The organism is Streptomyces albiflavescens (genome assembly GCF_014645835.1).
In the GTDB taxonomy this organism is placed as follows: Bacteria; Actinomycetota; Actinomycetes; order Streptomycetales; family Streptomycetaceae; genus Streptomyces; species Streptomyces albiflavescens.
On record NZ_BMMM01000007.1, the window covers coordinates 151041 to 177023 of the forward strand.

The 25983-nt window shown below is 70.8% G+C and carries 23 protein-coding genes and 1 pseudogene; 7 read left to right on the forward strand and 17 right to left on the reverse strand.

Annotated elements, in window-relative coordinates:
* Window positions 1–108: 108 nt before the first annotated feature.
* The 4 genes from IEY95_RS20495 to IEY95_RS20510 form a co-directional block, all read right to left on the reverse strand.
* Window positions 109–1689 (reverse strand): TROVE domain-containing protein, encoded by a 1581-nt coding sequence (locus IEY95_RS20495; protein WP_189187518.1) that lies wholly within the window; start codon window positions 1687–1689, stop codon window positions 109–111.
* A 493-nt stretch (window positions 1690–2182) separates the two neighbouring features.
* Window positions 2183–3637 (reverse strand): alkaline phosphatase PhoX, encoded by a 1455-nt coding sequence (locus IEY95_RS20500; RefSeq protein WP_189187519.1) that lies wholly within the window; start codon window positions 3635–3637, stop codon window positions 2183–2185.
* Between the two features lie 420 nt (window positions 3638–4057).
* Complete coding sequence (locus tag IEY95_RS20505; protein WP_189187520.1) at window positions 4058–4306, reverse strand: hypothetical protein; 249 nt, start codon at window positions 4304–4306, stop codon at window positions 4058–4060.
* A gap of 85 nt (window positions 4307–4391) precedes the next feature.
* On the reverse strand, window positions 4392–5819 hold the full coding sequence (locus IEY95_RS20510; protein ID WP_189187521.1) for a hypothetical protein: 1428 nt from the start codon (window positions 5817–5819) through the stop codon (window positions 4392–4394).
* A 389-nt stretch (window positions 5820–6208) separates the two neighbouring features.
* Between IEY95_RS20510 and IEY95_RS20515 the strand changes: the two genes are divergently transcribed.
* Complete coding sequence (locus tag IEY95_RS20515) at window positions 6209–8035, forward strand: DUF8508 domain-containing protein (protein ID WP_189187522.1); 1827 nt, start codon at window positions 6209–6211, stop codon at window positions 8033–8035.
* 217 nt (window positions 8036–8252) lie between these two features.
* Here the strand turns inward: IEY95_RS20515 and IEY95_RS20520 are convergent, their stop codons facing one another.
* The 5 genes from IEY95_RS20520 to IEY95_RS50175 form a co-directional block, all read right to left on the reverse strand.
* The gene (locus tag IEY95_RS20520; RefSeq protein WP_189187523.1) at window positions 8253–8987 is read right to left on the reverse strand and encodes an SRPBCC family protein; all 735 of its coding nucleotides are present in this window, start codon (window positions 8985–8987) and stop codon (window positions 8253–8255) included.
* 19 nt (window positions 8988–9006) lie between these two features.
* Window positions 9007–9630 (reverse strand): ArsR/SmtB family transcription factor, encoded by a 624-nt coding sequence (locus IEY95_RS20525; protein WP_189187524.1) that lies wholly within the window; start codon window positions 9628–9630, stop codon window positions 9007–9009.
* A 184-nt stretch (window positions 9631–9814) separates the two neighbouring features.
* Complete coding sequence (locus tag IEY95_RS20530; RefSeq protein ID WP_189187525.1) at window positions 9815–10519, reverse strand: antibiotic biosynthesis monooxygenase; 705 nt, start codon at window positions 10517–10519, stop codon at window positions 9815–9817.
* A gap of 102 nt (window positions 10520–10621) precedes the next feature.
* Window positions 10622–11287, reverse strand: a complete 666-nt coding sequence (locus tag IEY95_RS20535) for a hypothetical protein (protein ID WP_189187526.1) — start codon at window positions 11285–11287, stop codon at window positions 10622–10624.
* Entirely contained in the window at window positions 11284–11412 is a 129-nt protein-coding gene (locus IEY95_RS50175; protein ID WP_268240486.1) for a hypothetical protein, read from the reverse strand. Before IEY95_RS50175 ends, IEY95_RS20535 begins: the two co-directional genes overlap by 4 nt.
* 436 nt (window positions 11413–11848) lie before the next feature.
* Between IEY95_RS50175 and dapA the strand changes: the two genes are divergently transcribed.
* On the forward strand, window positions 11849–12757 hold the full coding sequence (gene dapA, locus IEY95_RS20540; protein ID WP_189187527.1) for a 4-hydroxy-tetrahydrodipicolinate synthase: 909 nt from the start codon (window positions 11849–11851) through the stop codon (window positions 12755–12757).
* Window positions 12758–12780: 23 nt separating this feature from the next.
* Here the strand turns inward: dapA and IEY95_RS20545 are convergent, their stop codons facing one another.
* A complete protein-coding gene (locus IEY95_RS20545) occupies window positions 12781–13995 on the reverse strand; it encodes a WD40 repeat domain-containing protein (protein ID WP_189187528.1) in 1215 nt (404 codons plus the stop codon).
* Window positions 13992–14549: a SigE family RNA polymerase sigma factor gene (locus tag IEY95_RS20550; protein WP_189187529.1), complete on the reverse strand. Its 558-nt coding sequence runs from the start codon at window positions 14547–14549 to the stop codon at window positions 13992–13994. The genes IEY95_RS20545 and IEY95_RS20550 overlap by 4 nt, the downstream gene beginning before the upstream one ends.
* A 137-nt stretch (window positions 14550–14686) precedes the next feature.
* Between IEY95_RS20550 and IEY95_RS20555 the strand changes: the two genes are divergently transcribed.
* Window positions 14687–15196: a hypothetical protein gene (locus IEY95_RS20555; protein ID WP_189187530.1), complete on the forward strand. Its 510-nt coding sequence runs from the start codon at window positions 14687–14689 to the stop codon at window positions 15194–15196.
* Between the two features lie 393 nt (window positions 15197–15589).
* On the opposite strand, the gene dapD is transcribed toward IEY95_RS20555, so the two are convergent.
* The 3 genes from dapD to IEY95_RS20570 all read right to left on the reverse strand — a co-directional run bounded on the left by dapD (window position 15590) and on the right by IEY95_RS20570 (window position 17609).
* Window positions 15590–16579 carry a 2,3,4,5-tetrahydropyridine-2,6-dicarboxylate N-succinyltransferase gene (gene dapD, locus IEY95_RS20560; RefSeq protein WP_189187531.1) on the reverse strand — a complete coding sequence of 330 codons (990 nt, stop codon included), beginning with the start codon at window positions 16577–16579 and terminating at the stop codon, window positions 15590–15592.
* 138 nt (window positions 16580–16717) lie between these two features.
* Complete coding sequence (locus IEY95_RS20565) at window positions 16718–17254, reverse strand: TetR/AcrR family transcriptional regulator (RefSeq protein WP_189187532.1); 537 nt, start codon at window positions 17252–17254, stop codon at window positions 16718–16720.
* A gap of 34 nt (window positions 17255–17288) precedes the next feature.
* Window positions 17289–17609 (reverse strand): DMT family transporter, encoded by a 321-nt coding sequence (locus tag IEY95_RS20570; RefSeq protein WP_189187533.1) that lies wholly within the window; start codon window positions 17607–17609, stop codon window positions 17289–17291.
* 145 nt (window positions 17610–17754) lie between these two features.
* Between IEY95_RS20570 and IEY95_RS20575 the strand changes: the two genes are divergently transcribed.
* Window positions 17755–18822 (forward strand): DUF7847 domain-containing protein, encoded by a 1068-nt coding sequence (locus IEY95_RS20575; protein WP_189187534.1) that lies wholly within the window; start codon window positions 17755–17757, stop codon window positions 18820–18822.
* A gap of 214 nt (window positions 18823–19036) precedes the next feature.
* Here IEY95_RS20575 and IEY95_RS20580 read toward each other — a convergent pair whose 3' ends face one another.
* From IEY95_RS20580 to IEY95_RS20590, 3 genes and pseudogenes are all read right to left on the reverse strand, one after another.
* Complete coding sequence (locus IEY95_RS20580) at window positions 19037–19456, reverse strand: VOC family protein (protein WP_189187535.1); 420 nt, start codon at window positions 19454–19456, stop codon at window positions 19037–19039.
* Window positions 19453–20397, reverse strand: a pseudogene (locus IEY95_RS20585) (IS256 family transposase); the annotation flags it as partial. The pseudogene IEY95_RS20585 and the gene IEY95_RS20580, both read right to left, overlap by 4 nt.
* Window positions 20398–21527: 1130 nt before the next feature.
* On the reverse strand, window positions 21528–22481 hold the full coding sequence (locus IEY95_RS20590; protein WP_189187536.1) for a sulfotransferase family protein: 954 nt from the start codon (window positions 22479–22481) through the stop codon (window positions 21528–21530).
* 363 nt (window positions 22482–22844) lie between these two features.
* Between IEY95_RS20590 and IEY95_RS50180 the strand changes: the two genes are divergently transcribed.
* From IEY95_RS50180 to IEY95_RS20605, 3 genes are all read left to right on the forward strand, one after another.
* A complete protein-coding gene (locus tag IEY95_RS50180; protein WP_189187537.1) occupies window positions 22845–23798 on the forward strand; it encodes an AbfB domain-containing protein in 954 nt (317 codons plus the stop codon).
* A 64-nt stretch (window positions 23799–23862) separates the two neighbouring features.
* Complete coding sequence (locus tag IEY95_RS20600; protein ID WP_189187538.1) at window positions 23863–24234, forward strand: response regulator transcription factor; 372 nt, start codon at window positions 23863–23865, stop codon at window positions 24232–24234.
* 4 nt (window positions 24235–24238) lie between these two features.
* Entirely contained in the window at window positions 24239–25957 is a 1719-nt protein-coding gene (locus IEY95_RS20605; protein ID WP_189187539.1) for a sensor histidine kinase, read from the forward strand.
* The last annotated feature ends 26 nt before the right edge of the window (window positions 25958–25983 follow it).

Sequence of the window (25983 nt, forward strand, 5' to 3'; positions counted from 1 at the left end):
TCAGCACGCGCTCCGCACAAGAGTGCGGCCCGCACCGAAGTACGGGCCGCACTCATCCGCTCACTTCCGGGGCCGGTCCGCTGTTCACTGCCAGGACCGGTCCGCTGCTCACTTCCAGGGCCAGTCCGCGTCCCGCGCCGACTCCAGGAGCGGCACCATCCGGAAAGCCGCGTCCGAGAGCCCACCGAACGTGTGCCTGTTCCCCTTCCCGGACGGGGCATGGCCCGCCCGGTACCCCGCCAGGTTCCACGTGTAGACCGGTACGTGCGCCGGGACCTGCTCGGTCGGGTCGCCGTAGTGGCTGTACGTGGCCTGCTCGTCGGTGACGATCAGCACCCGGTCGTGCTTCCTGTAGTGCTTGCGGACCGCCTCGCTCGTGTTGGTGCCGCCGAGGTCCCCGAAGCGCTCCAGCACCTTGAGCACCGACTCGCCCTTACGGAACTTCACGCGGTTGCTGCTGGTGCCGAACTCAACGAGATCCGCGTCCGCCGCCCGCAGTGCGAGCGCCGTGCCGAAGATCGCCGCCGCGTCCGCCCGGTTGAGCTCGGACCGGTCGGACAGCCGCGAGTAGAACATCGAACCGGACCGGTCCACGAGCACGAGCGTCCGCCCGGGCAGCGCCGGCACATTGGCCAGCGAGTGGCCGAGCGCCTGCTCCAGCGGGTACGACCAGCGCAGCGAGGGCGCGTGCTGGTACGCGGCGAGGTAGCGGAACGGGAACTGCCGCGAGCGCGCCACCTCCGCCGGGTCGCTGATCTTGGCGGCGACCTGAGCCGCCACCTCGTCGCTGACACCCGCCTCGTCGAAGTTCCGCAGGTTCCGCACGAGCGCCATCGCGCCCATGGACGGGATCACGGCCTCCCAGGCCGCCTTGTCCATCGGGCCCTGCAGCCAGCCGGCCAGCGCCTCCCAGGTCATACCGGCCTCCGCCAGGCGCTGCGCACCGTGTGCTCCGGTCACGACCTTGCGCCGCTTGGCGGGCCGCAGCGCCATCAGGTCACGGTGCGCCACGAGCACGGGCAGCGACTTGGGCACCACGGCCGTGTCCGGGTTGTGGCGCCGGTCCAGCGCGTACTGGAACAGCTCGCCCTGCCACGGCTTGCCGGGGTCCGGCGCCGCGTGCACCAGGTTGAGGATGTCGCCGAAGCGGTATCCCTTGGACGAGGTGTCGTACTTCAGCAGCGCCTTGCCGTTGTAGAGACGTCGTACGGCGTCGGCGATGCCCCGCTTGACAGGCTTGGGCACGTTGCGGCCGTACTGCGAAGTCCAGTAGGCGAGCAGCTCGCCGGGCTCGTCCGGGCGGCGCAGCACGGAGTCGATGACCTGGCGGTTGGCCGGGCCGTCGGTGGCGCCCGCGTCGAGACGCGCCTTCACGTACTCGGCGGCGCCCACGATCGAGGCCGTACGCAGGTTGCCCTCGCCGCGCAGCCAGCCCAGCAGGGCGGCCGTCCACGACGGGTCGGCGACGGCGAGCTCGCGCACCAGCGTGGCGAACCGGTCGTCGCGGGCAGCGCCGGACTCGTAGAAGGTCTGCTGCGAAACGAAGTTGGCGATCGCGAGCAGGAAGAGCTCGGAGCGCGCGTCGCGCTCCTGGCCGCGGCCACCCTGGTGTGTACGCAGTACACGGCCGGTCGAGGTGATCCGCGAGGTGGGCTGTGCCTTGGCCGCCTTGGTGTTGAATCGCGCCATGATGAATTCCCCCGAATTCGTCTACAACTTTCCAGTCGTGTTTCGAGGGGAGGCGCAGCAAATGGAGCGTGCCCGAGATCAGGAGTCGGCGACGGACTTAGCCAGATGCTCTACCGAATTGAGCTACACCGACCCGAAGTCGATGACGGGATTTGAACCCGCAACCGTCCGATCCAATGAAGTAACCGTTGCCTGCGCACCGGGCACACACCATGTGCTGCGCCTCCCGAGATCAAATCGGCGGCGGCGTGGATTCTTTGCGAGAGAAGTAGCCGCAGCCTGCGCACCGGGAGGTGCATGAAGTTGTGGTGTCCAGAGTTCAGGTCGGCGGAACCGACGTAGGTGCTCTAACCCCTGAGCTACACCGGCGCGTTGTACCGGTGGCGGGACTCGAACCCGCGGCCGCCCCATTATCAGTGGAAGTAGGTCCTGCCTTCGCACCTGGACGTGCACCACTTTAGGAGGATGGCCGCGGGTCGAGCCATTGAATTAATCAGCCGCGCTTCTGGCGCTTCCAGGGGCCGGTGATGGCGAGCATGATGCCCGGCTCCTGGATGTTGGCGAAGAGGGTCTTGCCGTCGGGCGAGAAGGTGACGCCGGTGAACTCGCTGTACTCCGGCGCCGCTTCGGTGCCGTTGTTCAGCTCGTTGCGGGCGATCGGGTACGTACGGCCGCTGTCGGTGGCGCCGAAGAGGTGCTGGATGCCTTCGCCGTCCTCAGCGATGACCAGGCCGCCGTACGGGGAGACGGTGATGTTGTCCGGGCCGTCGAAGGCGCCGTCGACGGACGGGTCGGGGTTGACGCCGATGAGAACCTTCAGCGTCAGGGTGCGGCGCTTGGGGTCGTAGAACCAGACGGCGCCGTCGTGCTGGACGGGGCTCTCGGCGCGGGCGAACGAGGAGACGATGTAGGCGCCGCCGTCGCCCCACCACATGCCTTCGAGCTTGCGGGCGCGGGTGACCTGACCGTCGGCGAACTGCTTGCGCACGGAGGTGGTCTTGGCGTCGCGGTCGGGGACGTCCACCCAGTCGACGCCGTACACGGTGCCGATCTTGGTGGCGCGGGAGAGGTCGTCGACGAACTTGCCGCCGGAGTCGAAGCACTTGAACGCCTGGAGCGCGCCGGCGTCGTCGGCGAGCGTGGCCAGCTGCCCGTGGCCGTGCTCGAAGCCCTGCGGGGGCGTCCAGCGGTACAGCAGACCGTTCGGGCCCGAGGCGTCCTCGGTGAGGTAGAGGCGGCCGCGCTGGGGATCGACGACGACGGCCTCGTGGGCGTAGCGGCCCAGCGCCTTGATGGGCTTGGGGTTCTGGTTGCGGCGGCGGTCCTCGGGGTCGACCTCGAAGACGTAGCCGTGGTCCTTGGTCATGCCGTTCTGGCCGGCCTTGTCCTCGGTCTCCTCGCAGGTGAGCCAGGTGCCCCAAGGAGTGTTGCCACCCGCGCAGTTGGTGGAGGTGCCCGCGATGCCGACCCACTCGGCGACCTTGTCGCCCCGCACCTCGACGACCGTGCAGCCGCCGGACGCGGCCGGGTCGTAGACCAGGCCCTCGGTGAGCGGCACGGGGTACTTCCAGCCGGCGCGCGGACCCCTGAGCTCGTGGTTGTTGACCAGGAGGGTGGCCCCGCGCGGGCCGCAGAAGGTGGAGGTGCCGTCGTGGTTGGAGGGCGTGAACTCGCCGGACTCCAGCTTGGTCTTCCCGCTGTAGGTGATGACGCGGTACGAGAACCCGGCGGGCAGCGCGAGCAGACCCTTCGGGTCGGGGATCAGCGGCCCGTAGCCGACACCGCCCGGCTTCGCCGACGTCTCGCCCGTGCTCTCGGTGTCGATGTCCGTCTCCGTGGACGCGAGGGCGTTGGGAGCGGTGGCGAGGGCGCCAACGCTGCCGGCCAGGGCGATACCTGCACCGGTGATCGCGGATCGTCTGGCGAAGTCCCTGCGGGTGAGCGACATGGTGTCTCCTGTGACGGTGGAGTGGGACTGTCGTGGGGGGCGGGTGGCGGTCCTCGGTTCGCGGCCACACCGTCCCGCCCGCGCCTGAACGGGAGTTGAACGCCCGGGAACTTCACAGGGCTCGCTTCCATGAATCCGTAAGGCTTCACCCACAGGAACCAAAAGCACCTCAGGCCCGAGAAACGCGATGGACGAATCGTGCGGTTCCGGACGAGCCCGACAGCGTACCCGTGCCCGTGCCCGTGCGCGTGCGCGTGCCCGTGCGCGTGCCCGTGATCGGCAAGGGCGGCGAGGGCGGCGCGCAGAAGCAGGCACGGCGGCCGGAACCCTGGGATGTACCGGGGAAGAGGTGGTCCGGCGTGACGAGCCGGCCGAACTGATGCGCGGGCCTACGGGCGGTCAGCCGAGCGACAGCTCGCGTCAGCGGGCACGGTCCGGCTTCCTGCGGCGCGAGGCGCCGCCGGCGTCATCGGCGTCTTCGGGGTCGGCGGCGTCGTCGGCGTCGGCGGCCACGGCGTGAGGCGGTCCGACGGAGAGCCCGTGCCCCGCGCACGCCGCGCGGGCGGCGGCTCGCTCGGCACCGCCCACCTGCGCCGTCGCGGCCGATCGCTGTCCCGGCGGTAAGGACGTGCCGTCACGGGGCGGCACCGTAGCGCCGCGGGACGGCATGGTAGCGCCGCGGCGCCGTGGCACCCAGCCCGCGGCCGCCGGCAGCGTGAGCCCGGCCGGGTCTCCGCCCGAGTGCCCCTCCGGCTCAACCCCCTTGCTGCGACCGCGCCTTGAACGCCGCCTTGCGGGCCTCCTTGGCGACCTTCTTGTCGGGGTGGAGACGCCCCATGGCTTCCAGGACGTCCGGGGTCGCCGGGTGGTCGACGCGCCAGGCCGTGGCGAAGAAGCCGCTGTGCTGCTGGGCCAAACCCTCCACGAGGGCCTGCAGCTCGGTGGAGTTGCCCTCGGCCGCGAGCTGCGCCGCCACGGTGTCGATGGTCAGCCAGAAGATCATCGCCGCGGATGGCGCGGGCACGTCGGTCGCACCGTGCTCGGAGAGCCAGACGCGGGCGAGCCCGCCCAGCTCCGGGTCGTCGAGCACCTCGCGCAGGGCGGGCTCGGCCTCCATGCCGACGAGGGAGAGCGCCTGCTGACAGCGCAGGCGGCGCAGCGGGGCCCCGGCATCGCCGCCGCGGGCGGCGGCGAGCAACTCCCGTGCGGCGGGCAGGGGTTCGCGCCGAGCGAGCCACTGCTCGGTCTCGGCCTGCGCGGCCGCCGGCGGGAACGCGGCCGTGCCGTCGAGCAACGCGTCGGCACCCTTGTCCACCAAGTCACCCACCGCGGGAGCGGACATGCCCGCTTCCAGGAGCCGCGCACGGATCCCGTACAGCCCGAGCGGAGTCAGCCGCACCATCCCGTACCGCGAGACGTCCGTGTCGTCGACGGCCGCCGCCGGCTCCTCGTCGGCGTCCACCATCAGGGCCTCGTCGACCGGCTGGAAGTCGACCAGCCCGACGGGCTCCAGCAGCCGGAACTGGTCATCGAGCCGCATCATCGCGTCCGACACCTGCTCCAGCACGTCGTTGGTCGGCTCCCCCATGCCGTCGGGAACGATCATCGACGCGGCGAGGGCGGGCAGCGGCACCGGCTCGTCGGCCGGTCCGCTCTCGCCCACGGTCAGCAGATAGAGATTGCGGAGCACCCCGTCGAGGAATTCGGCGTCCGCCTCGGGATCCCACTCCAGGGAGGAGAGGTCGACCTCACCGCCCTCGCCCATCGCACCGACGAGATCATCCAGGTCGGGCACGCTCGCGTCGGCCAGCACCGTCTCCAGGGCGCCGAGCCACACGCCCAGGACGTCCCGCGGCCCGCCGGAGGTGAGGAACGAGAGCTCCTCGCCCGCGGCGACCGTGCCCTCCTCCTCGTCGACGATCTCGACGAGCCCGGTGTCGACGGCCACCCGCCAGGCCTCACTGGCGAAGGCGGCCGCGCCGTCACCCGACAGCCCGAGTTCAAGAGCCGCCTGCGGAAGCTGCTCCTCGACGAGTTCGCCCCCGGCGCCGACCCGCGTGTCCGGACCCGCCCAGCGGGCCAGCCGCGCGGCGCGGGAGAGCAGCGGCGCGGCGAGCGCGTCCCGCGCCAGCTCCGCTTCGGAGTGCAGCCGCACCGGCGGCAGGGGAGAGCTGTCTGACATCGGCTGGGTTCTCCTCCGAACAACCAGGACAAGCAGATCAATCGTAAAAAGTGGTAACGATCAGTAGCAGGTAGTTACAAACCTCATCGACGCCGAGCCCGAGGGTCGTCCCGGGACGCGTGATCCCGAGGCCGTCCCGGAATTCCGCGCCGACGACTCAGCCTAGACGGATTTCCACCCATGCCGCCCGGTTCATGTCCCCGACAGCAGCCGTACACCCCTGAAACCTTGACAACTCCCCTGCCCACACACGAGATTGACGCGCGTAGAAGTCTGAGCGGCAACCTGTTCACAGGCTTCTACGCGCGTCATCGGCCCGCACACAGGTCACGCTCCCCCACTGCTTCACTCTCGTCCCGGCGCTCACGTACGTCCCCGGAGGGATTCCCTTGCCGAGCAAGAGAACCGCGCGCATAGGCGCGCTGACCGTCGCCGCGGTCTGTTCCACCCTGTCCGCCGTGGTACTCACCACGCCCGCCCACGCGGACACCGTCCACATCCACGACATCCAGGGCACCACCCGGATCTCCCCGCTCGCGGGTCAGAAGGTCACGGACGTGGCGGGCATCGTCACCGGCGTGCGGACCTACGGTTCGTCGAAGGGCTTCTGGTTCCAGGACCCGAACGCGGACGACAACCCGGCCACCAGTGAGGGCGTCTTCGTCTTCACCAGTTCCACCCCGAAGGTCGCCGTCGGCGACTCGGTCACGGTCTCGGGCACGGTCTCGGAGTACGTCCCGGGCGGCGCCTCCAGCGGCAACCAGTCGCTGACGGAGATCACCAAGCCGACGGTGACCGTGGTCTCCAGCGGCAACGCCGTTCCGGCCGCGACGGTCGTCGACGCCAAGTCCGTACCGGCCGACTACACCCCCGCGGGCGACACCGCCGCGAGCGGTTCGATCAACGGCCTGGCTCTGGAGCCGACGAAGTACGCCCTGGACTACTACGAGTCCCTGGAGGGCATGAACGTCCAGGTCTCCGACACCCGTGTGGTCACCGCCACCGACCCTTACAGCGAGCTGTGGGTCACGGTGAAGCCGCACGAGCACGCCAACCGCCGCGGCGGCTCGGTGTACGGCTCGTACACCTCGCAGAACACCGGCCGGATCCAGATCCAGTCCCTCGGCTCGACCGCCGACTTCCCGACCGCGAACGTCGGCGACGAGCTCGCCGGCGACACCGCGGGTCCGCTGGACTACAACCAGTACGGCGGCTACACGCTCGTCGCGAACCAGCTCGGCACCCTGGAAAAGGGTGGCCTGGAGCGCGAGACGACGAAGAAGCAGTCGCGCGGCGAGCTGGCCGTGGCGACGTACAACGTCGAGAACCTGGACCCGGGCGACACCACCTTCGACGCCCACGCGTCCGCGATCGTGAACAACCTGCAGTCGCCCGACATCGTGTCCCTGGAGGAGATCCAGGACAACAACGGTGCCAAGGACGACGGCACGGTCGCCGCCGACCAGACCGTGCAGAAGCTGATCGACGCGATCGTGGCCGCGGGCGGCCCGACGTACGACTGGCGCTCCATCGACCCCGTCAACGACAAGGACGGCGGCGAGCCCGGCGGCAACATCCGCCAGGTGTTCCTCTTCAACCCGGAGCGGGTCTCCTTCACCGACCGCGCGGGCGGCGACTCGACGACCGCCGTCGGTGTCACCGAGGTGCACGGCAAGGCGCAGCTGACCGCGTCTCCCGGCCGTGTCGACCCGGCCAACACGGCCTGGACGTCCAGCCGCAAGCCGCTCGCGGGCGAGTTCGTCTTCCGCGGCAAGACGGTCTTCGTGATCGCCAACCACCTCAACTCGAAGGGCGGCGACCAGGGGCTGACCGCGCAGTACCAGCCCCCGACGCGCAGCTCGGAGACCCAGCGTCACCAGCAGGCGACAGCGGTGAACTCCTTCGTCAACGAGATCCTCAAGGCGCAGAAGAACGCCGACGTGATCGCCCTCGGCGACATGAACGACTTCGAGTTCTCCGACACCACCAAGATCCTCGAAGGTGACGGCGAGCTCTGGTCGGGGATCAAGTCGCTGCCGAAGAGCGAGCGTTACACGTACGACTACCAGGGCAACCAGCAGGTCCTCGACCAGATCCTGGTCAGCCCGTCGATTCGCAAGGACTGCGACTTCGACTACGACAGCGTGCACATCAACTCGGAGTTCTCCGACCAGATCAGCGACCACGACCCGCAGGTGCTGCGGTTCCGGCCGTAGGCCTGTAGCGGGGTCGCGGCCGCCAAGGCCGCGGCCCGCACGACGAAGAGCCCGGCCCCGTCGTCCGGGGGGCCGGGCTCTTCGCCTGCCCGAAGCCGTCTCCGCCAGGCATCCTTAGGGCCTGTCGTCACATTCCCGTCTGCCCCGCGACGCCTGGCACGCTCCCCCACTGCCTTAAGGGCGTGGGCGGTGCCCCCACTCGCCGCACCGGGCGGTACTAGGCGCTGAACACCCCGTTCAGCCAGCCCTGCCAAGCGGTCTCGTTCCGCTTCGCGTCGGCATCGGCCGCGAAGTCGTGGACGCTGATGCCGACCGGCGCGCCCCAGTGGTTGCGACCGAAGAAGCGGATGAGGGCGTTGTCGGTGCGCAGCCCGATGAAGTACGGGTTGCGGTAGTCGACCACGGCGTCGAGGACCTGGCCGTCGGGCCCCTGGGCCTGAACCCGCGCTCCCTCGGCGGTGTCGTCCGAGAGGCCGAGCGCCCGACCGACCGCGGCGAAGGCGTCGGACGTCACGGACGCCCCGGGTCCGTCGAAGGTCGAGAAGGCGACGGGCCGACCCGCGAAGTGGGTCAGGTACTCGCGCAGGGTGTGCAGATAGAAGTCCGTGTGCTTGTCGGCGCCGTCGTACTGGTTGTCCCAGTCCTCGACGAAGATCCCGCTGTGCACGTAGCGCATCCAGGACCGGCGTCCGTCCTCGCGCGGCTCGATGGTCTCGTCGATCTGGTTGAGGGTCTGCTGGGAGATGCCCTCGACGTCCTCGACCAGGCTGGTCAGCCGGTGCGGCGGGTCCCAGTTGGTGAGCGTGGAGCCGAAGGGCCCGGCACCGCCCTGGCGCGGCTCGAACTCCATCGGCCACAGCCAGCCGCCAGTGCCGCTGGTGATGGCCTCCCACACCTGCTCCGGCGTGGCGTCGACCTCGAACTCACGGGCGATCTCGAATTCCTTGGACATGGTGATGGCTCCTGAGTGATCAGTGGGCGGCTTCGACGGCCGCGGCGGCGTCCGCGGCTTCGGGTTTGACCGTGGGGTGGACGGCGACGACGATCCGGTGCGGGCGACCGCCCTCCGCGTCCCCGTCGTGGTACTTGCGGATGAGCGCGCCGACGCCGGCCGTCAACTCCTCGATGAACGCGGCCCGGTCGGCGGCCGAGGCGAAGGTCACCTCGCCGTCGAGCGCGTAGGTCGCGAGCCGCTTGCGGGCCTTCGCCGCGCCGGTGATCAGCGAGCCGACGTCCCGGACGAGCCGGGCACCGAGCGCCAGCAGCCAGCGGGCGGACAGCTGGTCCCGGAAGCGGTCCGGGTCGGGCTGCACGGCGGCCAGCGCGAGCGGCGAGATCACGTACGACGCGGCGGTCGCGCGCATCAGCCGCTCGGTGACATTGCCCTTGCGGCGCTCGCCCGCGAGCTCGACCAGGCCGTGCCGCTCCAGTGCCTTCAGGTGGTAGTTCACCTTCTGCCGGGGCAGCCCGACCTTGCCGGCCAGCATGGCGGCCGACGCGGGCCCGGCGGCCAGCTCGGCCAGCAGCCGGGCCCGTATGGGGTCCAGCGAGACGGCGGCGGCCTCTGCGTCCTCGATCACGGTCACGTCCAACATGACTCCACCGTCTCACCGAAAACTTTTTTTGTCCAGACGGTCAGAGTTGTCGGAGTGGGACGAGCCGCCTCCGCACTTCGGTCCGACGAGGAGCCGCCTCCGCACTCGACCGACGAGGACCCGCTTCCGCGCTCGGCCGACGAGGGCGCGTCTCCGCGCCCCGCCCGGTCCGGCCGGCCGGACCTCACTCGGGCACGAGCCCCCACACATACGAGAACCGGCCGACCGTGGACCGCCTGACCCCGGGGTACGTCCGGACGCGCTCCCACTGCGGCGTGGGCGATCCGATGCCTTCGCCCGGGGCGGCCATGGCCTCGATGTGGGCCTGCGCGCTCTCCCACTCGGCGTAGTTGAGGACCTTCGTGCCGTCGGTGCTCAGATGGAAATGGGCGGAGATGCCGCCCGGTTGCGGGTTCGGCTCGCTCTCCAGGGCCTCGACGACGGCATCCACCCAGGCGCGCTGCCGCTCAGGGTCCGGCCCGTCGAACTCGACCTCGACGATGACGACGCAGCCGGGCACCCGCCGGTCCGCGGCGGAGCGGGCGACGCTGCGATACCGGCGGTACCGTCCGAGCCCGATCCGCTCGATCCCCGGCACGGCGTCGTCGATCTCGTCGACCCGATCCTGCCGGTGCGCGACGACGAACTTCTCGTACTCCTCTTCGCTCGTCCACCGCGAGTGATGCAGGAGCGTCGTGCCGTCCCGACCGGCGTAGACGTAATAGCCGAGGAGCCCCTCGGCCGGCCACGGCCTGCTCTCCCAGGTGGCGGCGATCGCCTCGACGACGGCGCCCTGGCGCTCGGGGGTGCCGACGCGCCATGTGCTGAAGAGCGGGGACGCGGTGCGGGAGTCGGCGATTTCGGGGTGGGCGGCGGTACGGCGGGGCATGGCGGCCTCCGGTGGTCGGTACGTGTCGCGTGTACCGGCCAGCCTCCGACCTCAACCAAGATTCAGGTCAAGGACGCGCCGCCTCCCACCGCCCCCAGACCCTCACCGGGGCTGCGTCCCGCCCTCGTCGAGGCGGGCCAACTGACTCTGGAACCAGTCGAGTCGAGCCTGCAACAAGGCCGCCTCGGCAACGAGTTCGGACACACCGAGATCGGCGGGCGCGACCACGGCAGCGCTCGCCGCCCGGACCCGCAACCCCTCCCCCGCCAGCCGCGCGAAGGAAGCGAGCGACAGGGACGTACGACCGCGTACGCATCCCGCGCACGCCGCCGCCAGTGCGCGCCAACCCGGCCTGCCCCAGCCCGCGTCGGCCAGCGCGCCGGCCACGGCGCCGCACGCGCACGGCTGCACGGTCGCGGTGCGCACCCGCTGCCGGGCGTACCGGAAGCCCTGTTCGAAGCGGATGTAGGCGCCGAGGACGGAGACTTCGAGGAGGACGGCCGCGCGATGCTCGGCGGTGCAGAGCATCGCCTCGGCGGCGGCGGAGTCGTGCACGCAGTGGAAGCCGCAGTCGCATCGTCGGTGCGGCGCCCGGTGCCGTCGCCCGTAGACACAGCGCGCCTCGTCCAGCACTCCGTACGGCAGCGCGCCGCCCAGCGATACGCCGGTGAACCCGGCCCTGGCGCCGTCCCGGGACAGCACCGGGTGGGCGATCTTGTATCCGGTCGGCGGCTCCGTCGGTCGTTCCTCGGGGAGCCGCAGCCTCATCGGCCGACCGGAGCCTCTTCGGACACGGACGCCTCCAACTCCTCGGCCATCTCGGGGAGTTCTTCTTCCTCCGTGTGAACCCGCTCTTCCGCAACTCCGGTGGCGAGTGCCTTGCCGAGCCTCATGACGCCTCCCGCGGTCTGCCGCCGACTTCCGTCCTCGCCATGGTGACCCATAAGGGGCTGATTTGGCACTAGGGCCTGTCCGGTGGATCAGGTCGGAGGAGAGCTGCGGCGCCTCATCAGCACAGGTGAGCGGGGCCTGGTGCGTCCAGCTGCAAGGCGGAGGAGGGCGACGACGCGATAGGGGTCCCCCTGCTCGGGCGAAGCCGAGAGCTTGGGGGAGTCGGGAACCGACGACAACGCCGCTGGGGGCACCCCCTCTGGGGGAGGGCGTGCCAGGCCCCAAGTCTCCGACATGATCCGCCGGACAGACCCTGGTGCCTCGGCCTCCCGGAAGGCTGGCCCCGCCTCCCGGAAGTCCCACTTCGTAGCATCCTTTGCCGGTACCTCGTAGAAGAATTAAGTGGAGCTTCACAGTGGGGATGTCGACACTACTCCCATGACCACCACGACCTCGGCGCCCGCCGCCGCCCCGTTCGGCCGCGCCCTCTGCGCGATGATCACGCCCTTCACCGAGGCGGGCGCGCTCGACCTCGACGGTGCCCAGCGCCTCGCCGACCGGCTCGTCTCCGAGGGATGTGACGGACTGGTCCTCTCCGGCACCACGGGAGAGTCGCCGACCACGACGGACGCGGAGAAGGCCGCGCTGGTGCGGGCGGTGCGGGAGGCGGTCGGCGACCGGGCATCGATCGTGGCGGGGGTCGGCACGGCCGACACCCGGCACACCGTGGAGCTGGCACTGGAGGCCGAAAAGGCGGGCGCGGACGGGCTGTTGGTGGTCGCGCCGTACTACAGCAGGCCTCCGCAGGACGCGGTGGAGGCGCACTTCCGCGAGATCGCGGACGCCTCGGGGCTGCCCCTCGCGCTGTACGACATTCCGGGCCGCACCGGCACGCGCATCGAGCCGGACACGATGATCCGGCTCGCCGAGCATCCGAGGATCGTGGCGGTCAAGGACTGCGCGTACGACCTCCTGGGCACCCAGAAGGTGCTGGCCGGCACCGAGTTGGCGTACTACGCGGGCTGTGACGAATACGTCCTCGCGCTGTACGCGATCGGCGCGAGCGGATACATCAGCACCGTCGCGAACGTGGCCCCCCGTCAGTTCCGGGCGATCCTGGACACGTTCGACGCGGGAGACACGGCCGAGGCGGCCCGCCGACAGCAACGGGCCGTCCCACTCATCGAGTTGATGATGTCGGCCGGTCTGCCCGGCGCGGTCACCGCGAAGGCGGTGCTCGGGGCTCTGGGGTTGCCCGCGGGTCCGGTCAGGCCGCCGCTGCGGCCCGCCGACCCGGCGAGGATCGACGGGCTGCTGGCGGCGTACGAGCGGCTCGTGGCCGCCTGACGTCGGAGCCGTCGGGGCCGTGGTCAGCGCTCGGCGAAGATCGGCTGCCAGTCCTGCCGGGAGAAGTCCTTGGCGGGCGCGTGAGGACCGCTCAGCTGGACGAACTTGTCGCTGCCGATCGTGACCAGGACGAGCATGGGCCGGTACTCCCCCGAGCCCGGAGCCCGCTCGTAGGCGATGAGCCGCTTGTCGTCCACCCAGGCGAGCAGCTCCGCTCCGCGCACCAGGGTGATCCGTTTGCCGGTGCGGGGATCGACGATCTCGGAGTACGACGTGTCGGGGCGTTCCTTGGTCAGTCCGACCGCGGCGAGCCTGCCGTTCGGGGACAGCCGTGCCGCGACGTCGGAGCGCAGGTACTTCTCGTTCGCGGGCGCGGCGACTTCGCGGCCGGCGAGGTCGTAGAACTGCTGCAGGCCGTCGTGGCCTCCGACGACGGCCGCGTACACCAGCCTGCCGTCGCGGCTGAAGGCGAAGTCCTGGCGCGCGTTGATGTCGCGGTCGGCCGGGACGCCGGCCCAGGAGCCCTTTCCGGAGGCCACGTCCAGGACGAGGAAGCCGGTTCTGCTCGACTTGCCGAAGCGCGGCACCCAGAGGAAGCCGGAGGGTTCCATCGGCTGCTTGTCGCGCAGATCCGGATTGTCGTGGTACGTCGTCGCGACGAGCTTCCTCCCGTCGCGCGAGAAGGCGAGCCCGCCGACCCCGCGGTCGACCGGGATCCACCGTTCGACCTTCCCGGTGGCGAGGTCGAGCAGGCCGATCCGCCGGGTGGGCAGGTTCTGTTCCAGGACGGCGGCGGTCCGCATGCCGGGGGCGACGGCGACGTAGGACCACTTGGTGGTCTTCCGGTACCTGCCCGTCTCGGGGTCGAGCAGCCAGTAGGAGCGGGCGGACACGCCGACGTCGTCCGTCTTCTTGACGATCTTCGCCGTGTAGTACGCGGCCAGCGCCACGTTCCCGGCCGAGATCAGGTCGCGCGGCGGCGACTGGTCCGGGTGTGCGTGGATCTCCTTGGAGTCCAGGACGCCCGACGGGCGCACGTCGTCCTTGCCGGAGTCCAGCAGCGGCACGGCCACCGCCACCGCGACCACGGCGGCCGTGGCGCTGGCGACGGACGCGAGCCTGCGAGTGCGGCGGCGCCGACGGGCCCCCAGTACCCGGTCGGCGAACCCCGGCCCCGCCGACGGCTCTTCGGCGGCCTGCTGCCGCAGGCAGTCGCGCACGAGTTCCTCGACGTTCACGGACGTACCTCCACGGGCGAGAAGTCACGGGACCGAGGCTGCGCGCCGTCCCCCCGGCCGAGCGCGGCCAGTTCGGGGGCGAGCGCCCGCAGCCGGGCGAGCGAGCGGTGCGTCGTGGACCGTACGGTCCCGACGGAGCAGCCGAGGAGCCGGGCCACGTCGGCCTCCGGCAGATCCTCGAAGTAGCGCAGCACGAGCACGGTGCGCTGGCGCGCCGTCAGCCGGGCGAGCGCCCCGCGCATCACGACGCGCAGTTCGGCGGCGGACAGGGCGTCCGCGTCGGGCGACGCCTCGGGCGGCTCGGCGACGCTCAGCTCCCGCCTCGGCCACTTCAGCCGCCAGCGGCTCACCTGCTGCCGGTAGAGGATCTGCCGTACGTACGCCTCGGGCTCGTCGATGCGGTGCCACCGCCCAGCGGCCTTGATGAGAGCGTTCTGCAGCAGGTCCTCGGCGGCGTGCCGGTCGCCGCCGCTGAGCAGCACGGCCGTCTTCAGCAGCGCGGACGACCGGTTCGCCACGAACTCCCGGAAGCTCTCCTGCGCTTCGGCATCCATCGTCACCTTCTCTTCCCCGGCGTTCCCTGTGGCCCGCCCCTGTGCCCCTTGTGACGCGCGTGCCCGCCTGCCGCTATGCCCCCGGACCGGAAACAATTTCCCGGCCTCCCCCGCTCGGTCTCCCTTACGGTGGCCTGGTGAGCCGACCGCTGCTGTTCCTCGACGTCGACGGCCCCCTGAACCCGTGGGCCGCCCAAGCGGAACGCCGGCCCGAGGGCTACACGACGATCCGGGTGGCCCTGACCCCCGGCAGACCCCTGCGCGTCTGGCTCCACCCCGACCACGGCCGAGCCCTCCTCGGCCTCGGCTACGACCTGTGCTGGGCGAGCACCTGGATGGACGCCGCGAACCGCTGGATCGCCCCCGTCATCGGTCTCCCCGAGCTCCCGTACGTCGACTTCGCCGGCGCCCTGTTCGCCGACCGGCCCGACGGGGTGCACTGGAAGACGGAACGGATCGTGGCATACGCCGAGGGCCGTCCCTTCGCATGGGTGGACGATGAACAGAGCCCGGCCGACGACGCGTACGTGGCCGCCCACCATCCCGGGCCCGCACTGCTCCATCACGTCAGTCCCCGACTCGGCCTGCGCGCGGACGACTTCACGCGACTGGCGGAGTTCGCCACGGCTCTGACGGCGGAGCGGTAGTTCGGCCGCCGGATCCCTCACGACCACCCGGCCCTAGGGCCTGTCGTCACATTCCCGTCGTCGCCCGAAGGGCGGCCCCGCGGCGTCTGGTGCGTGCTCTCGGCGTGCCGGGCGGAAGTCCTCGTACTGGACGTACTTGGGCTTTCGCCCGGTGCGGCGAGAGTGCGTGCCAGGCGTCGCGGGGCAGACGGGAATGTGACGACAGGCCCTAGACCGCCTCACGGACGGTCACGGCAAGGCCGGCAGCATCCACGCGGCGTGCATGCGCGCGGTGGACGTCATTCCAGCGGCAGTCGAGGCACGCGCCAAGCCGAGCGCCCGCGCTCCGTGAGGAGCGCGGGCGCGGGCGACTGCGCGAGCGGCCACGAACCCTGCGTGGCCGAGACGGACCGACTAGTTGTGGCTGTGCAGGACCTCGTTGAGGCCGCCCCAGACCGCGTTGTTCGGGCGGGCCTCGACGGCGCCGGAGACCGAGTTGCGACGGAAGAGGATGTTCGAGGCGCCGGAGAGCTCGCGGGCCTTGACGATCTGGCCGTCGGGCATGGTCACCTGGGTGCCGGCGGTGACGTACAGACCGGCCTCGACCACGCACTCGTCGCCGAGCGCGATGCCGACGCCCGCCTCGGCGCCGATCAGACAGCGCTCGCCGATGGTGATGCGGACGTTGCCGCCGCCGGAGAGGGTGCCCATGGTGGAGGCGCCGCCGCCGATGTCCGAGCCGTCGCCGACCACGACGCCGGCCGAGATGCGGCCCTCGACCATCGAGGTGCCGAGGGTGCCCGCGTTGAAGTTCACGAAGCCCTCGTGCATGACGGTCGTGCCCTCGGCGAGGTGCGCGCCGAGGCGGACGCGGTCGGCGTCGGCGATGCGGACGCCCTTCGGGGCGACGTAGTCCGTCATGCGCGGGAACTTGTCGATGGACGTCACCTGGAGGTGCAGGCCCTCCGCGCGGGCGTTCAGCCGGACCTTCTCGACGTCGTCGACGGCGACCGGGCCGAGCGAGGTCCAGGCGACGTTGGCGAGGTGGCCGAAGATGCCGTCCAGGCTCTGGCCGTGCGGCTTGACCAGGCGGTGCGAGAGCAGGTGCAGACGCAGGTAGGTGTCGTGCGCGTCGAGCGGCTTGTCGTCCAGGGAGGCGATGACCGTACGGACCGCGACCACCTCGACGCCACGGCGGGCGTCCGGGCCGACGGCCTTTGCCGCGCCCTCGCCGAGGAGCTCCACGGCCTGCTCGGCGGACAGCCGCTCGGTACCGGCCGGGCCGGGCTCGGCGGACAGCTCGGGAGCGGGGAACCAGGTGTCGAGAACGGTGCCGTCGGCGGTGAGGGTGGCGAGCCCGGCGGCGACGGCGCCGGTGGTACGAGAAGCAGTCGTGTCGGTCATGGGTGCAACCTAACTTGGCTGGGGCCGCCCGGGCGAACCGGTGCGCCCGGCATCTCACGTGCCGGGCGCACGGTACGGCTCCGGGCGGCGCCGCCCTCCGCGGGGGCGCGGCTCAAGCCCTCCGCCGAGCCGCCATGATCAGTCGATGATCCGCCTCAGCATGTCCCGCGCGTACTCCTCGTCGTACGAGGCGTCGGTGAGCAGCACCTGCAGACAGATGCCGTCCATGAGCGCGACCAGTGCCCGCGCGGTGACCGGCTCCGTGCGACGGGACAGCAGCTCGGCGAGGTCCTGGGCCCACTCGGCGGCGACGGGCCGCAGGGCGGGGCGGCGCAGGGCGGCGAGGTAGAGCTCGTATTCCAGCTCGACGCCGGTGCGGTCGCCGGCGAGCCACTCGCCCATCCAGCCGGCGAGTTCGGCGCCCAGATCGGTCCGCGGATCTTCCAGGCCGCCGCGCGCGGCGAGCACCTTGGCGAAGCCCTCGTTGGCCTGCCGCAGGGCGGCGACCATCAGTTCGTCGAGAGTCTTGAAGTGGTACGTGGTGGAGCCGAGCGGCACGTCGGCCTCCGCGGCGACGGAGCGGTGACTCAGCCCCGCGAGCCCCTTGGCGCCCACGACCCGGATCGCCGCGTCGATGATCCTCTGGCGTCGTTCGGGGTCGTACCGGCGGGCCATCAGGACTCACCGCCGGGCCCGGTGCGCGGCGCCATCAGTGCGCACCCCCCAGGTTCAGCAGCACGACACCGCCGATGATCAGCGCGATCCCGGCGACCTTCGCGGCGTTGAGCCCCTCCCCGAGGAACACCATGCCGATCGCGGCGATGACCGCGGTACCGACCCCGGCCCATATGGCGTAGGCCGTGCCGACGGAGACGGTCTTCAGGGTCTGCGCGAGCAGCGCGAAGGCGATGACGTAGCCGAGGAGGGTCACCAGCGACGGCCACAGCTTGCTGAAACCGTCGCTGTACTTCATGGCGGTGGTGGCCGCCACCTCCGCGGCGATGGCTCCGGCGAGCAGCACATATCCCATGTGTACAAGAGTACACATCGATACGTACACCCGTACACAAAACGCCGTGGGCACGCCCATAGGCACCACCAGCCCCACCGGATATCGTTCGCGATCACAGTGGGGCCGGAGTCGGAGACTCCCCGAGCATCGGAGCGCAAGAGGAATGTCGGACACATCGGGGTGGGGACCTTCGGGGCCGTACGGCGGCCCTCCGGGCGGCTGGGGATGGGCGCCGCCGCCTCCTCCGCCCAAGCCGGGTGTCATACCCCTGGCCCCGCTCGGGGTGGACACCGTGTTCGGCGGGGCCTTCGCCACGATGCGGCGGTACGGGCGGCCGCTGTTCGGGCTCGCCGTCCTGGCCCACCTCGCGCTGGGCGTCCTGATCGCGGGCGCGGCGGGCCTCGCTTACGTCGCCGTGGCCGACCATCTGCACACCATCTACGACACACCCCGTGGCGTGCACTGGACCGACGTCCGGCCCGTCGTGGTCGCGTTCGTCGCCATGTGGGCCTTCGGCATGGTGGCCACGCTGGTGACCAACGCCCTCATCCAGGCCTCGTGCGCGGCAACCCTGCACGATGCGGTGCTCGGGCGGCGGGTCACGCTCGCCCAGGTCTGGCGGCGCACCTTGCCGCGCACCCCGTCGGTGCTCGGGGTGACCCTGCTGATGGGCCTGATCGTGCTGATCCCGATGCTGCTGATCACCCTCGCGTTCTTCGGGCTGTTCCTGGCGGCCCTCTACCGGACTTCACTGCCCTTCGGTCTCTTCTTCCTGCTCGCGCTGCTCATGGTGCCGATCACGGTGTGGCTGTACGTCCTGTTCAGTTTCGCTCCGGCCACCGCCGTACTGGAGGCCGCGCGGCCCGTCCAGGCGATGCGGCGTTCAGTGCGGCTGATCCGGGGCGCGTGGTGGCGCACGTTCGGCATCACCCTGCTCGGCGGCCTGACCGTGCTGGTCGTGACGCTCGCGATCCGAATACCGCTCATGTTCGCCGCGCCCAGTCCGAAGCCGTACGACGCGTCGACGCCGCCGCCCACGGACATGGCGGACGCCTTGGCACAGACCCTGCCCGACCTGGGGATCTCCTTGGCGCTCTCGGTGGCCGGCAGTCTCCTCACCCAGCTGTTCGCCATGGTGTTCCTGCCACTGATCACGGCCCTGCTCTACATCGACCAGCGGATCCGCAGGGAGGGGCTCGCGGACATGCTGCTGCGGGCGTCCGGATCGTAGGGTCAGTCCACGCTCGTCCGATGTGCGCACACAGTTGATCGTGGTGGATAACTCGCAGGTTGCGGGAAGTCCGCGTCATCGGCGTATCCAGTCACGTTTCCCTCACCCGTGGCTCGGCGGTGGTCCTGCTTGGGCTTGACTCTGCCGAACGGGTCCTACGTCATGCCACGTCACAAGGCATGACGAGTAATCAAGACTTGTGGATCGGTTGATCTCAGTTTCGTTCGGGTGAGTTGATCGCGACGAGTTCGACTTCGAAGCCATCGTCGTTCTCCAGGTAGGCGGCGTAGTGCTGTCCGCCGCCGGCGTATGGATGCCGCTCGGGGAACATCAGGTGCCAGCCGTGCTGGGCGGCGCCGGCGGTCAGCTTCTCGACCGTGGTGGCGTCTTCGACGTGGAAGGCCAGGTGGTTCAGCCCCGGGCGGCAGCGGTCGTGCTGTTCGGCGGTGAGGGCCGACGACTGCTCGATGACCAGGTAGGTCGGCCCGAGCCGCCAGCTGCGGCCGCCGTCCCAGCTCTGGAAGAGGGCGTAGCCCAGCGCCTCCAGCAGCCAGCCGAGCGAGGCGAGCGCGCGATGGAGGTCCGGCACCCACAGCTCGACGTGATGCAGCGTGCCGTGCGACGGCTGGCTCATGCGGCCACCGCCTCGGCGCATTCGACGAGCCGGCCGCGTTCGAAGCGGGCTCCGGCCCGGACGAGGGCGACGAGGTGGGGTGCGTTCACGGCCCGCCGGCGGGCCTGGGCAGACTCGACGAGCTTGAAGACCATCACGAGCGCGGCGGCGCGGGAGCCGGCGCCGCGGGTGACCCTGGTCCGCAGCCGGACGGTGGAGAACGTCGACTCAATGGGGTTTGTCGTCCTGAGGTGGATCCAGTGCTCGGCCGGGAAGTCGTAGAACGCCGGCAGCTCCACCTGGTCGTCGATGATCTTCTTGACCGCCTTGGGGAACTTCGCCCCGTAGAGCTTGGCGAACGTCCTGATCGCCGCATGGGCGTGACCGCGGTCCTCGGCGTTGCAGATGTCCTGGAGCGCCTTCTTCGCGCCCGGCTGCGCGGACTTCAGCGTGGCGTCCAGGACATTGGCCGTTTTGTGAACCCAGCACCTATGCTCGCTAGTTTCGGGGAACACCTCGGCCAGGGCCTTCCAGAAGCCCAGTGCGCCGTCGCCGACCGCGAGGACCGGGGCGCGCATTCCCCGGCGGGCGCAGTCGCGCATCAGGTCGGCCCATGACGCGGCGGACTCGCGGTAGCCGTCCTTGAGGGCGACCAGCTCCTTGGAGCCGTCGGCGCGGACCCCGACAAGCACCAGGACGCAGGCTTTGGCCTCCTCCAGGCGGACGTTGAGGTGGATACCGTCGGCCCACACGTACACGTAGTCCACCTCCGAGAGGTCGCGGTCCATGAAGACGGCGTGGTCGGCCTGCCACTGCCGGGTAAGCCGGGTCAGCCGGGTCAGCCGGGTCAGCCGGGTCAGCCGGGTGATCGTCGCCGGGGACAGCCCGGCCGAGCTGCCGAGGAACTGCTCCAGGGCGGGCACGAAGTGAGCGGGGGACGCCGCCCGAAGCACGAGCGGGAGGTGCGACAGCGAGGGTTGAGCGGACGTCATCGGCCAGTGATCCACGCTGTGAACCCCGAACAGGCCGTAGCTGTCAGCAGAGTCAAGAGCTTCACGGGGATGCGCTGCACAGTCATGCGGAAACCGCCGATACGGATGTCCATGACCGGCGCATTCTGCTCTGGCTCCATTCGCTGACCCTCCATCAAGTCACTTGTAGAGCTGGAATTTCCTACACGTCTCTACCATCCCCAATTAGGTCCGAGAGAGTGCACTCGGGGTCGCCGACCGGACCCACATGTGGCACTGAGTGCCGTCAAACTCCATCCGCCACCCCCTTTTGTCGTGGTTCTTGAATTGCCGTGTGACCTTTTTGGCCCCTTTCACCGGCCGTTCGTCCGTCTACGCGAGAAGGTCATCCGCAGGAAGTTCTAGGAGGTAATCCCCCCCCCCGTGCCGCGGAAGCCCCGTACCCCCTGCACCATCCCTGGGTGCCCCGAGCTGACGAACGGGGGACGTTGTCCGAAACACGACCGCGAGGCGCAGCAGCAGCGAGGCACCAGCGCACAGCGGGGCTATGACGTGCGGTGGCAGCGCACTCGGCTCAGGTACCTGTACGCGCATCCGTGGTGCGTGCTGCGCAGCAAGGCGGCGACGGTCGCTGACCACTTCCCGGGGTCGCTCCGTGCGCTGGTCGCGAGCGGGGTTGCCGATCCGGACGCGTGGTCGCGTCTGCGTCCGCTGGGCACGTCATGGACCCGAAGTCCTTCTATGGCCTGCGGAAGAGGCTCGCCGGCTCAGAGGGCATCGCTGCCGACATGCCCGTTGTCGGAAACGGCGCCACCGACGCCCGAGCTTTCTTCGACAAGCTGGAAGAACTCGTGGACTCCGTACCCGGCCTAACCGGTTCTTGACGGTCTTGGGCTCGCGGACCGGCACGAAGCAGAGCCCGGGCAGTGCGTATTCGTCGGCGCCGATGACGATCTCGTCCCAGGCCTCGAACAGCACGCGCCAGTCGAGGACCTGACACCAGCAGCGGGCCTGTGCGGGCAGGTCGTGCGCGTCGACGAGGATGGGCCGGATGGACCGACTGGACCGGCTAGGCCCTGAACTCGGACGTCGTCACCAACTGACTTGCCACGGCCCCGGGTTCATGTGCTCGCACCAAGCAGTCGAGCATGCGCCGTTTGGCGTGGGCGGCCCGTCGCAGGACCTCCACGCGCCGGTAGCGCAGCAGTTCGGCGGGGTCCGGCTGGACGGCGCCGGCCAGTTCGTAGCCGTGCGAGGGTGAGCCGGTCCCCCCATACGTCGTCGCACAGGGCAATCTGAGCAGGCGTCAGCCTGGTCGCCCAGTTCCCCGCGCGCGAAGTGTCCAGCGCTCCGTGAGTGCGCCGGTGCCAGGTCTTCCGCGCGGGGACGGCCAACCCGGCCACCCGGTAAGGCTCGCTCATCTCGGGGACGTACTCCTCCCCCAAGAAGCCGCACACACCCCGCAGTTGGCCCTCGGGATCGGCCACCAGATCCTCGAAGCGCAGCTCGTGCCAGCTGCCGGAGCCCAGCCTGCGGGCGTACCCGCGCGTGGTGTCCATGACCTGCGACCACGTGGCCACGGCCTCATGGAATCCCCGGTGCCACCAGGGCATCCCCAGCAGCGAGGAGACGCAGTCCCGCCCGTCCCGTACGAGATGGATGAACTGCGCGTCGGGGAACAGCCGCAGGATCTCCGCCACGTGCAGGGCGTAGGCGGGCCGCTTGTCGCCCCACCGGATCTTCCCGTGCTCCTCGGCGTATGCCTGAAGCGCGATCGCGAGCGCCGATCCGAGCGTGGGCGGCCCCTCGGTGATCCGCTCGGCCACGTGCCCGGCGTCCACCCCGAGCTCGTGGAACCGCGTCTCCTTCCGCCCGGTGATCCACTGCGCGAGCCCGGCCCGGTTGCCGCGTTCCCGCAGATCACCGAAGCCCAGCCGCCTCTCGTAGGCGGGCAGCACGAACCGCGTCTCGGGCGGCAGCCCGATCCGCGGATGCGCGTGCAGCATCAGCTGCAGAAGGGTGGTCCCGGAGCGGGGACAGCCGAGGACGAAGACGGGTCGCACAGAATCAGACACGGTGCCACGCTGTCGCGCCCCGATGAGCCCGGTCTGGGATCGCGCTGAGAATGCCGTGTGAACGCGCCGTCGGGCGCCCGGCGCGCCCCGCGACGGGCCCACGCGAGGTTGCGCGAAGAGGCGAATCACCGGATCACCGATCACCGATCACCGATCACCGATCACCGATCACCGAATCAGTGGACCCGTGGATCAGTGGATCAGTGGATCAGTGGATCAGTGGACCGGTGGCTCAATAGGCAAACGACTGCTCAGAACTCATCATGTCCACTACTGTTTCACCAGTTGCGCACACGGCGTCCACGGCTACCGCCGTTCCGTGTGCCTGCGCCTCCCCCCTCTTCTCTTGTGCGAGGAACGCGCATGCCGGAAAGAACGCCCGCGCCCGGGCCCAAGGACGACCTGCCTGCCCCCTCCACGGAGAGGGCACCCTGGCGCCCGACCCCGCACGGCACTCCTTACCCCGTGCAGACGGATTTCGTCCCGGAACCACCGGCGCCCTGGGAGCCCGATCGCGTCGCGGACGAGGGCCGGCTGCCCGGGACTCGGCGGCTCTGGCTGGCAGGCGGACTCGCGGTGGCGGTGCTGATCGCCGCCGCGACCGCAATCGCCGTACAGGACAACGACACTGACACCTCGTCGGAGAACCGGGCCGACGAGACCGTCTCCGACACGGGCCTCCTGCTCCCTCCCGATCCGTCCGCCGCCGCGGGCGACACGACGGCGGCCCCGACGGGCAAGAGCGCGCTGTCCTCCCCCCAGTCCTCCCCCTCTGCCGCTCCGGGATCCGCCTCGCCCAAACCCTCCGGCCAGGGCTCCGACGACCGGCCCGTCGCCGGTCAGTCGACATCCGCCTCGGCCGGCAAGTCCCCCACATCCAAACCGGCCTCCGCGCGGAAGTCGTTCCAGTCGGTCAACTACCCCGACCGCTACTGGCATGTGAGCAACGGCTCGGTCCGGCTCGACCCGGTGGCTTCGGACAGCTCGGCCGCGACGCGGCAGGACGCCGGCTTCACGGTGGTCAAGGGACTCGCGAACTCCTCCTGCTACTCCTTCACCACCACCGACGGCGACTATCTCCGCCACCGCAACTTCTCCCTGCACGCCGACCGCGACGACGGCTCCGACCTCTTCGAGAAGGACGCCACCTTCTGCCCCAGGGAGTCGTCGTACACCGGCGCCATCATGCTGGAGTCGGTCAACTACCCGGGCCGCTACCTGCGTCACCGCAACTTCCAGCTCCGCCTGGACCCGTACGACAACAGCGAGCTCTACCTCGCGGACTCGGCGTTCCGTGTGGTGAAGGGCTGGGGCTGAGTCCCCGAGTTCCCGAGGGTTTACCCGGGTGTGCCGGGTTCCCGGGGCGTGTCACCATGCGCTCATGCGGCCGACGGTGCTCATCGTCGATGATCACCCGCCGTTCCGGGCCGCCGCGCGGGCGGTGCTGGAGGCGGAAGGTTTTGGTGTCGTCGGAGAAGCCGGGGACGCCACCGCCGCGCTGCTCGCGTGCGCCCGGCTGAACCCCGAAGTGGTGCTGCTGGACGTGCAGTTGCCGGGTCCCGACGGGTTCGCGGTCGCGGAGCTGCTCGCCGCGCAGCCGCGCGAGGGCCCCGCCCCGGATGTCGTCCTCATCTCCAGCCGGACGCACGGCAGTTACCGCGAGCGGCTGCGCACCTGTCCGGTCAAGGGCTTCCTCGCCAAGGACGAGCTCTCCGGGGCGGCGTTGCGCGCGCTGCTGGCCCGGGATCGGTGAAGCCGTGGACGGCTGGGACGTCTTCACCGGCTGCGCGCTGCTCGCGAGCGGTGCGGTGTGCGGGCGGCGACGGGCCGGCCTGCTGTTGATCGTGTGCGGGGGCTGCTGGTTCCTCGGTGATGTGGTGGGGTGGGCGGTGTTCGTCCACCGGGGGGTGCTGTTCTTTCTGGTACTGACCTACCCGGGCGTGCGGTTGGGGTCGGTCGGGACGGCGCACGGGGTGGCGGCCCGGGCGCGGAAGGACACGCTGCCGTCGGCATCGGGGGAACGGCCCTCGACCGTCACGCCGTCCCCCACTTCGGCGGGGCGGCTCCGGGCGATGGCGTCGAAGCTCGGCCCGCGGACGAACCTCAGAACGCTCGCGCCGGTGCTCGGCCCCGCCATGGTCGCCTGCTGCACCGCGCTCTATCCGCTCACCAGGATCGACGCGGTGGCCGTCGTCGAGGTCGCCGCTCTGGTCGGCGGCGCGGCGCTGCGGCTGCGCGCGACGACGGCCGGGGCGCATGAGCGCCGGGCCCGTGGTGTCTCCGTCGCGGCGGCGGTCCTCCTGGCAGGCGCGGTGCTGTGGGGCGTGGTGGCACGCCGGTCGGGCGTGGCGGGCGACCTCCCGGTGCTGCGGACGTACGAGCTGGTCGTCGCGGTGGTCGGCGGCGGGCTGTGCGCCGGAGTGCTGCTCTTCGGGTCGGCACGGGCCGCCCTCGCCCGTCTCGTCGTCGACCTGGGCGAGCCGGACGGCGGCGGCCCGCTGCGCGCCCGGCTGGCCCCGGTGCTGGGCGACCCCCGGCTGGAGCTCGGTTACTGGGTGCCCGAACTGCGCGGGTACGTCGACGAGGCGGGGCGCCCCGTACGGCTGCCGCCCACCGGGGCGGGCCGGGTGGTGACCCCGCTCGACCAGGACGGCAGGCCGCTCGCGGTCCTGGTGCACGACGGCTCCATGCCGCACGACCGTGTCCTGCTGTCCGCCGTCGCCGCGGTGGCCCGGCTGGCGGTCAGCAACGCGCGGCTCCAGGCGGAGATCCGCGGCCGGCTGGCCGAGCTGGAGTCCTCGCGGCGCCGGCTGGTCGAGGCTGCCGACACCGAACGGTGCAGGCTGGAACGGCAGTTGGACGAGGATGTGCTGCACCGGCTCGACCGGGTCGCCGACGTGCTGGCCGGGTCCGGCGACTGGGCCGGGCCCGTGCTCGACGCGTTGCGGGCGGCCCACGCCGAGCTGCGGGAGTTCGCGCGGGGCATCCACCCCGCGACGCTGGTCCGCGACGGTCTGGCCGCCGCACTCGCCGAGCAGAGCGCCCAGTGTCCGCTGCCGCTCACCCTCGACGTGGCGGAGGGCCGCTTCGACCCGGCGGTGGAGGCGGCCGCGTACTTCATCTGCTGCGAGGCGCTCACCAACGCGGTGAAGCACGCGCACGCCGGCCGGGTGAGCGTGCGAATCGCCGCCCGGCCGGACGGCGGGGTCGAGGTCGAGGTGCGCGACGACGGCACGGGTGGGGCGCGGCCGGAGCTGGGCACGGGGCTGCGCGGCCTCGCCGACCGGGCCGAGGCGCTCGGCGGCACGCTGCGCGTCCACGACGCGGCGGGCGGGGGCACACGGCTGTTCGCACGGATTCCCCAAGGGATAGCCCTGGGGGCGGGGGCACGGGATTCGGGGGCTGGCCCTGGTGTGCGCGAAGTGTCCGATCCGTACCGTCGTAACAGGTCGGAACAGTCGGCCCCGGGTGAGTAGCGCGGGGCGGGGCAAAGGGGGACGGC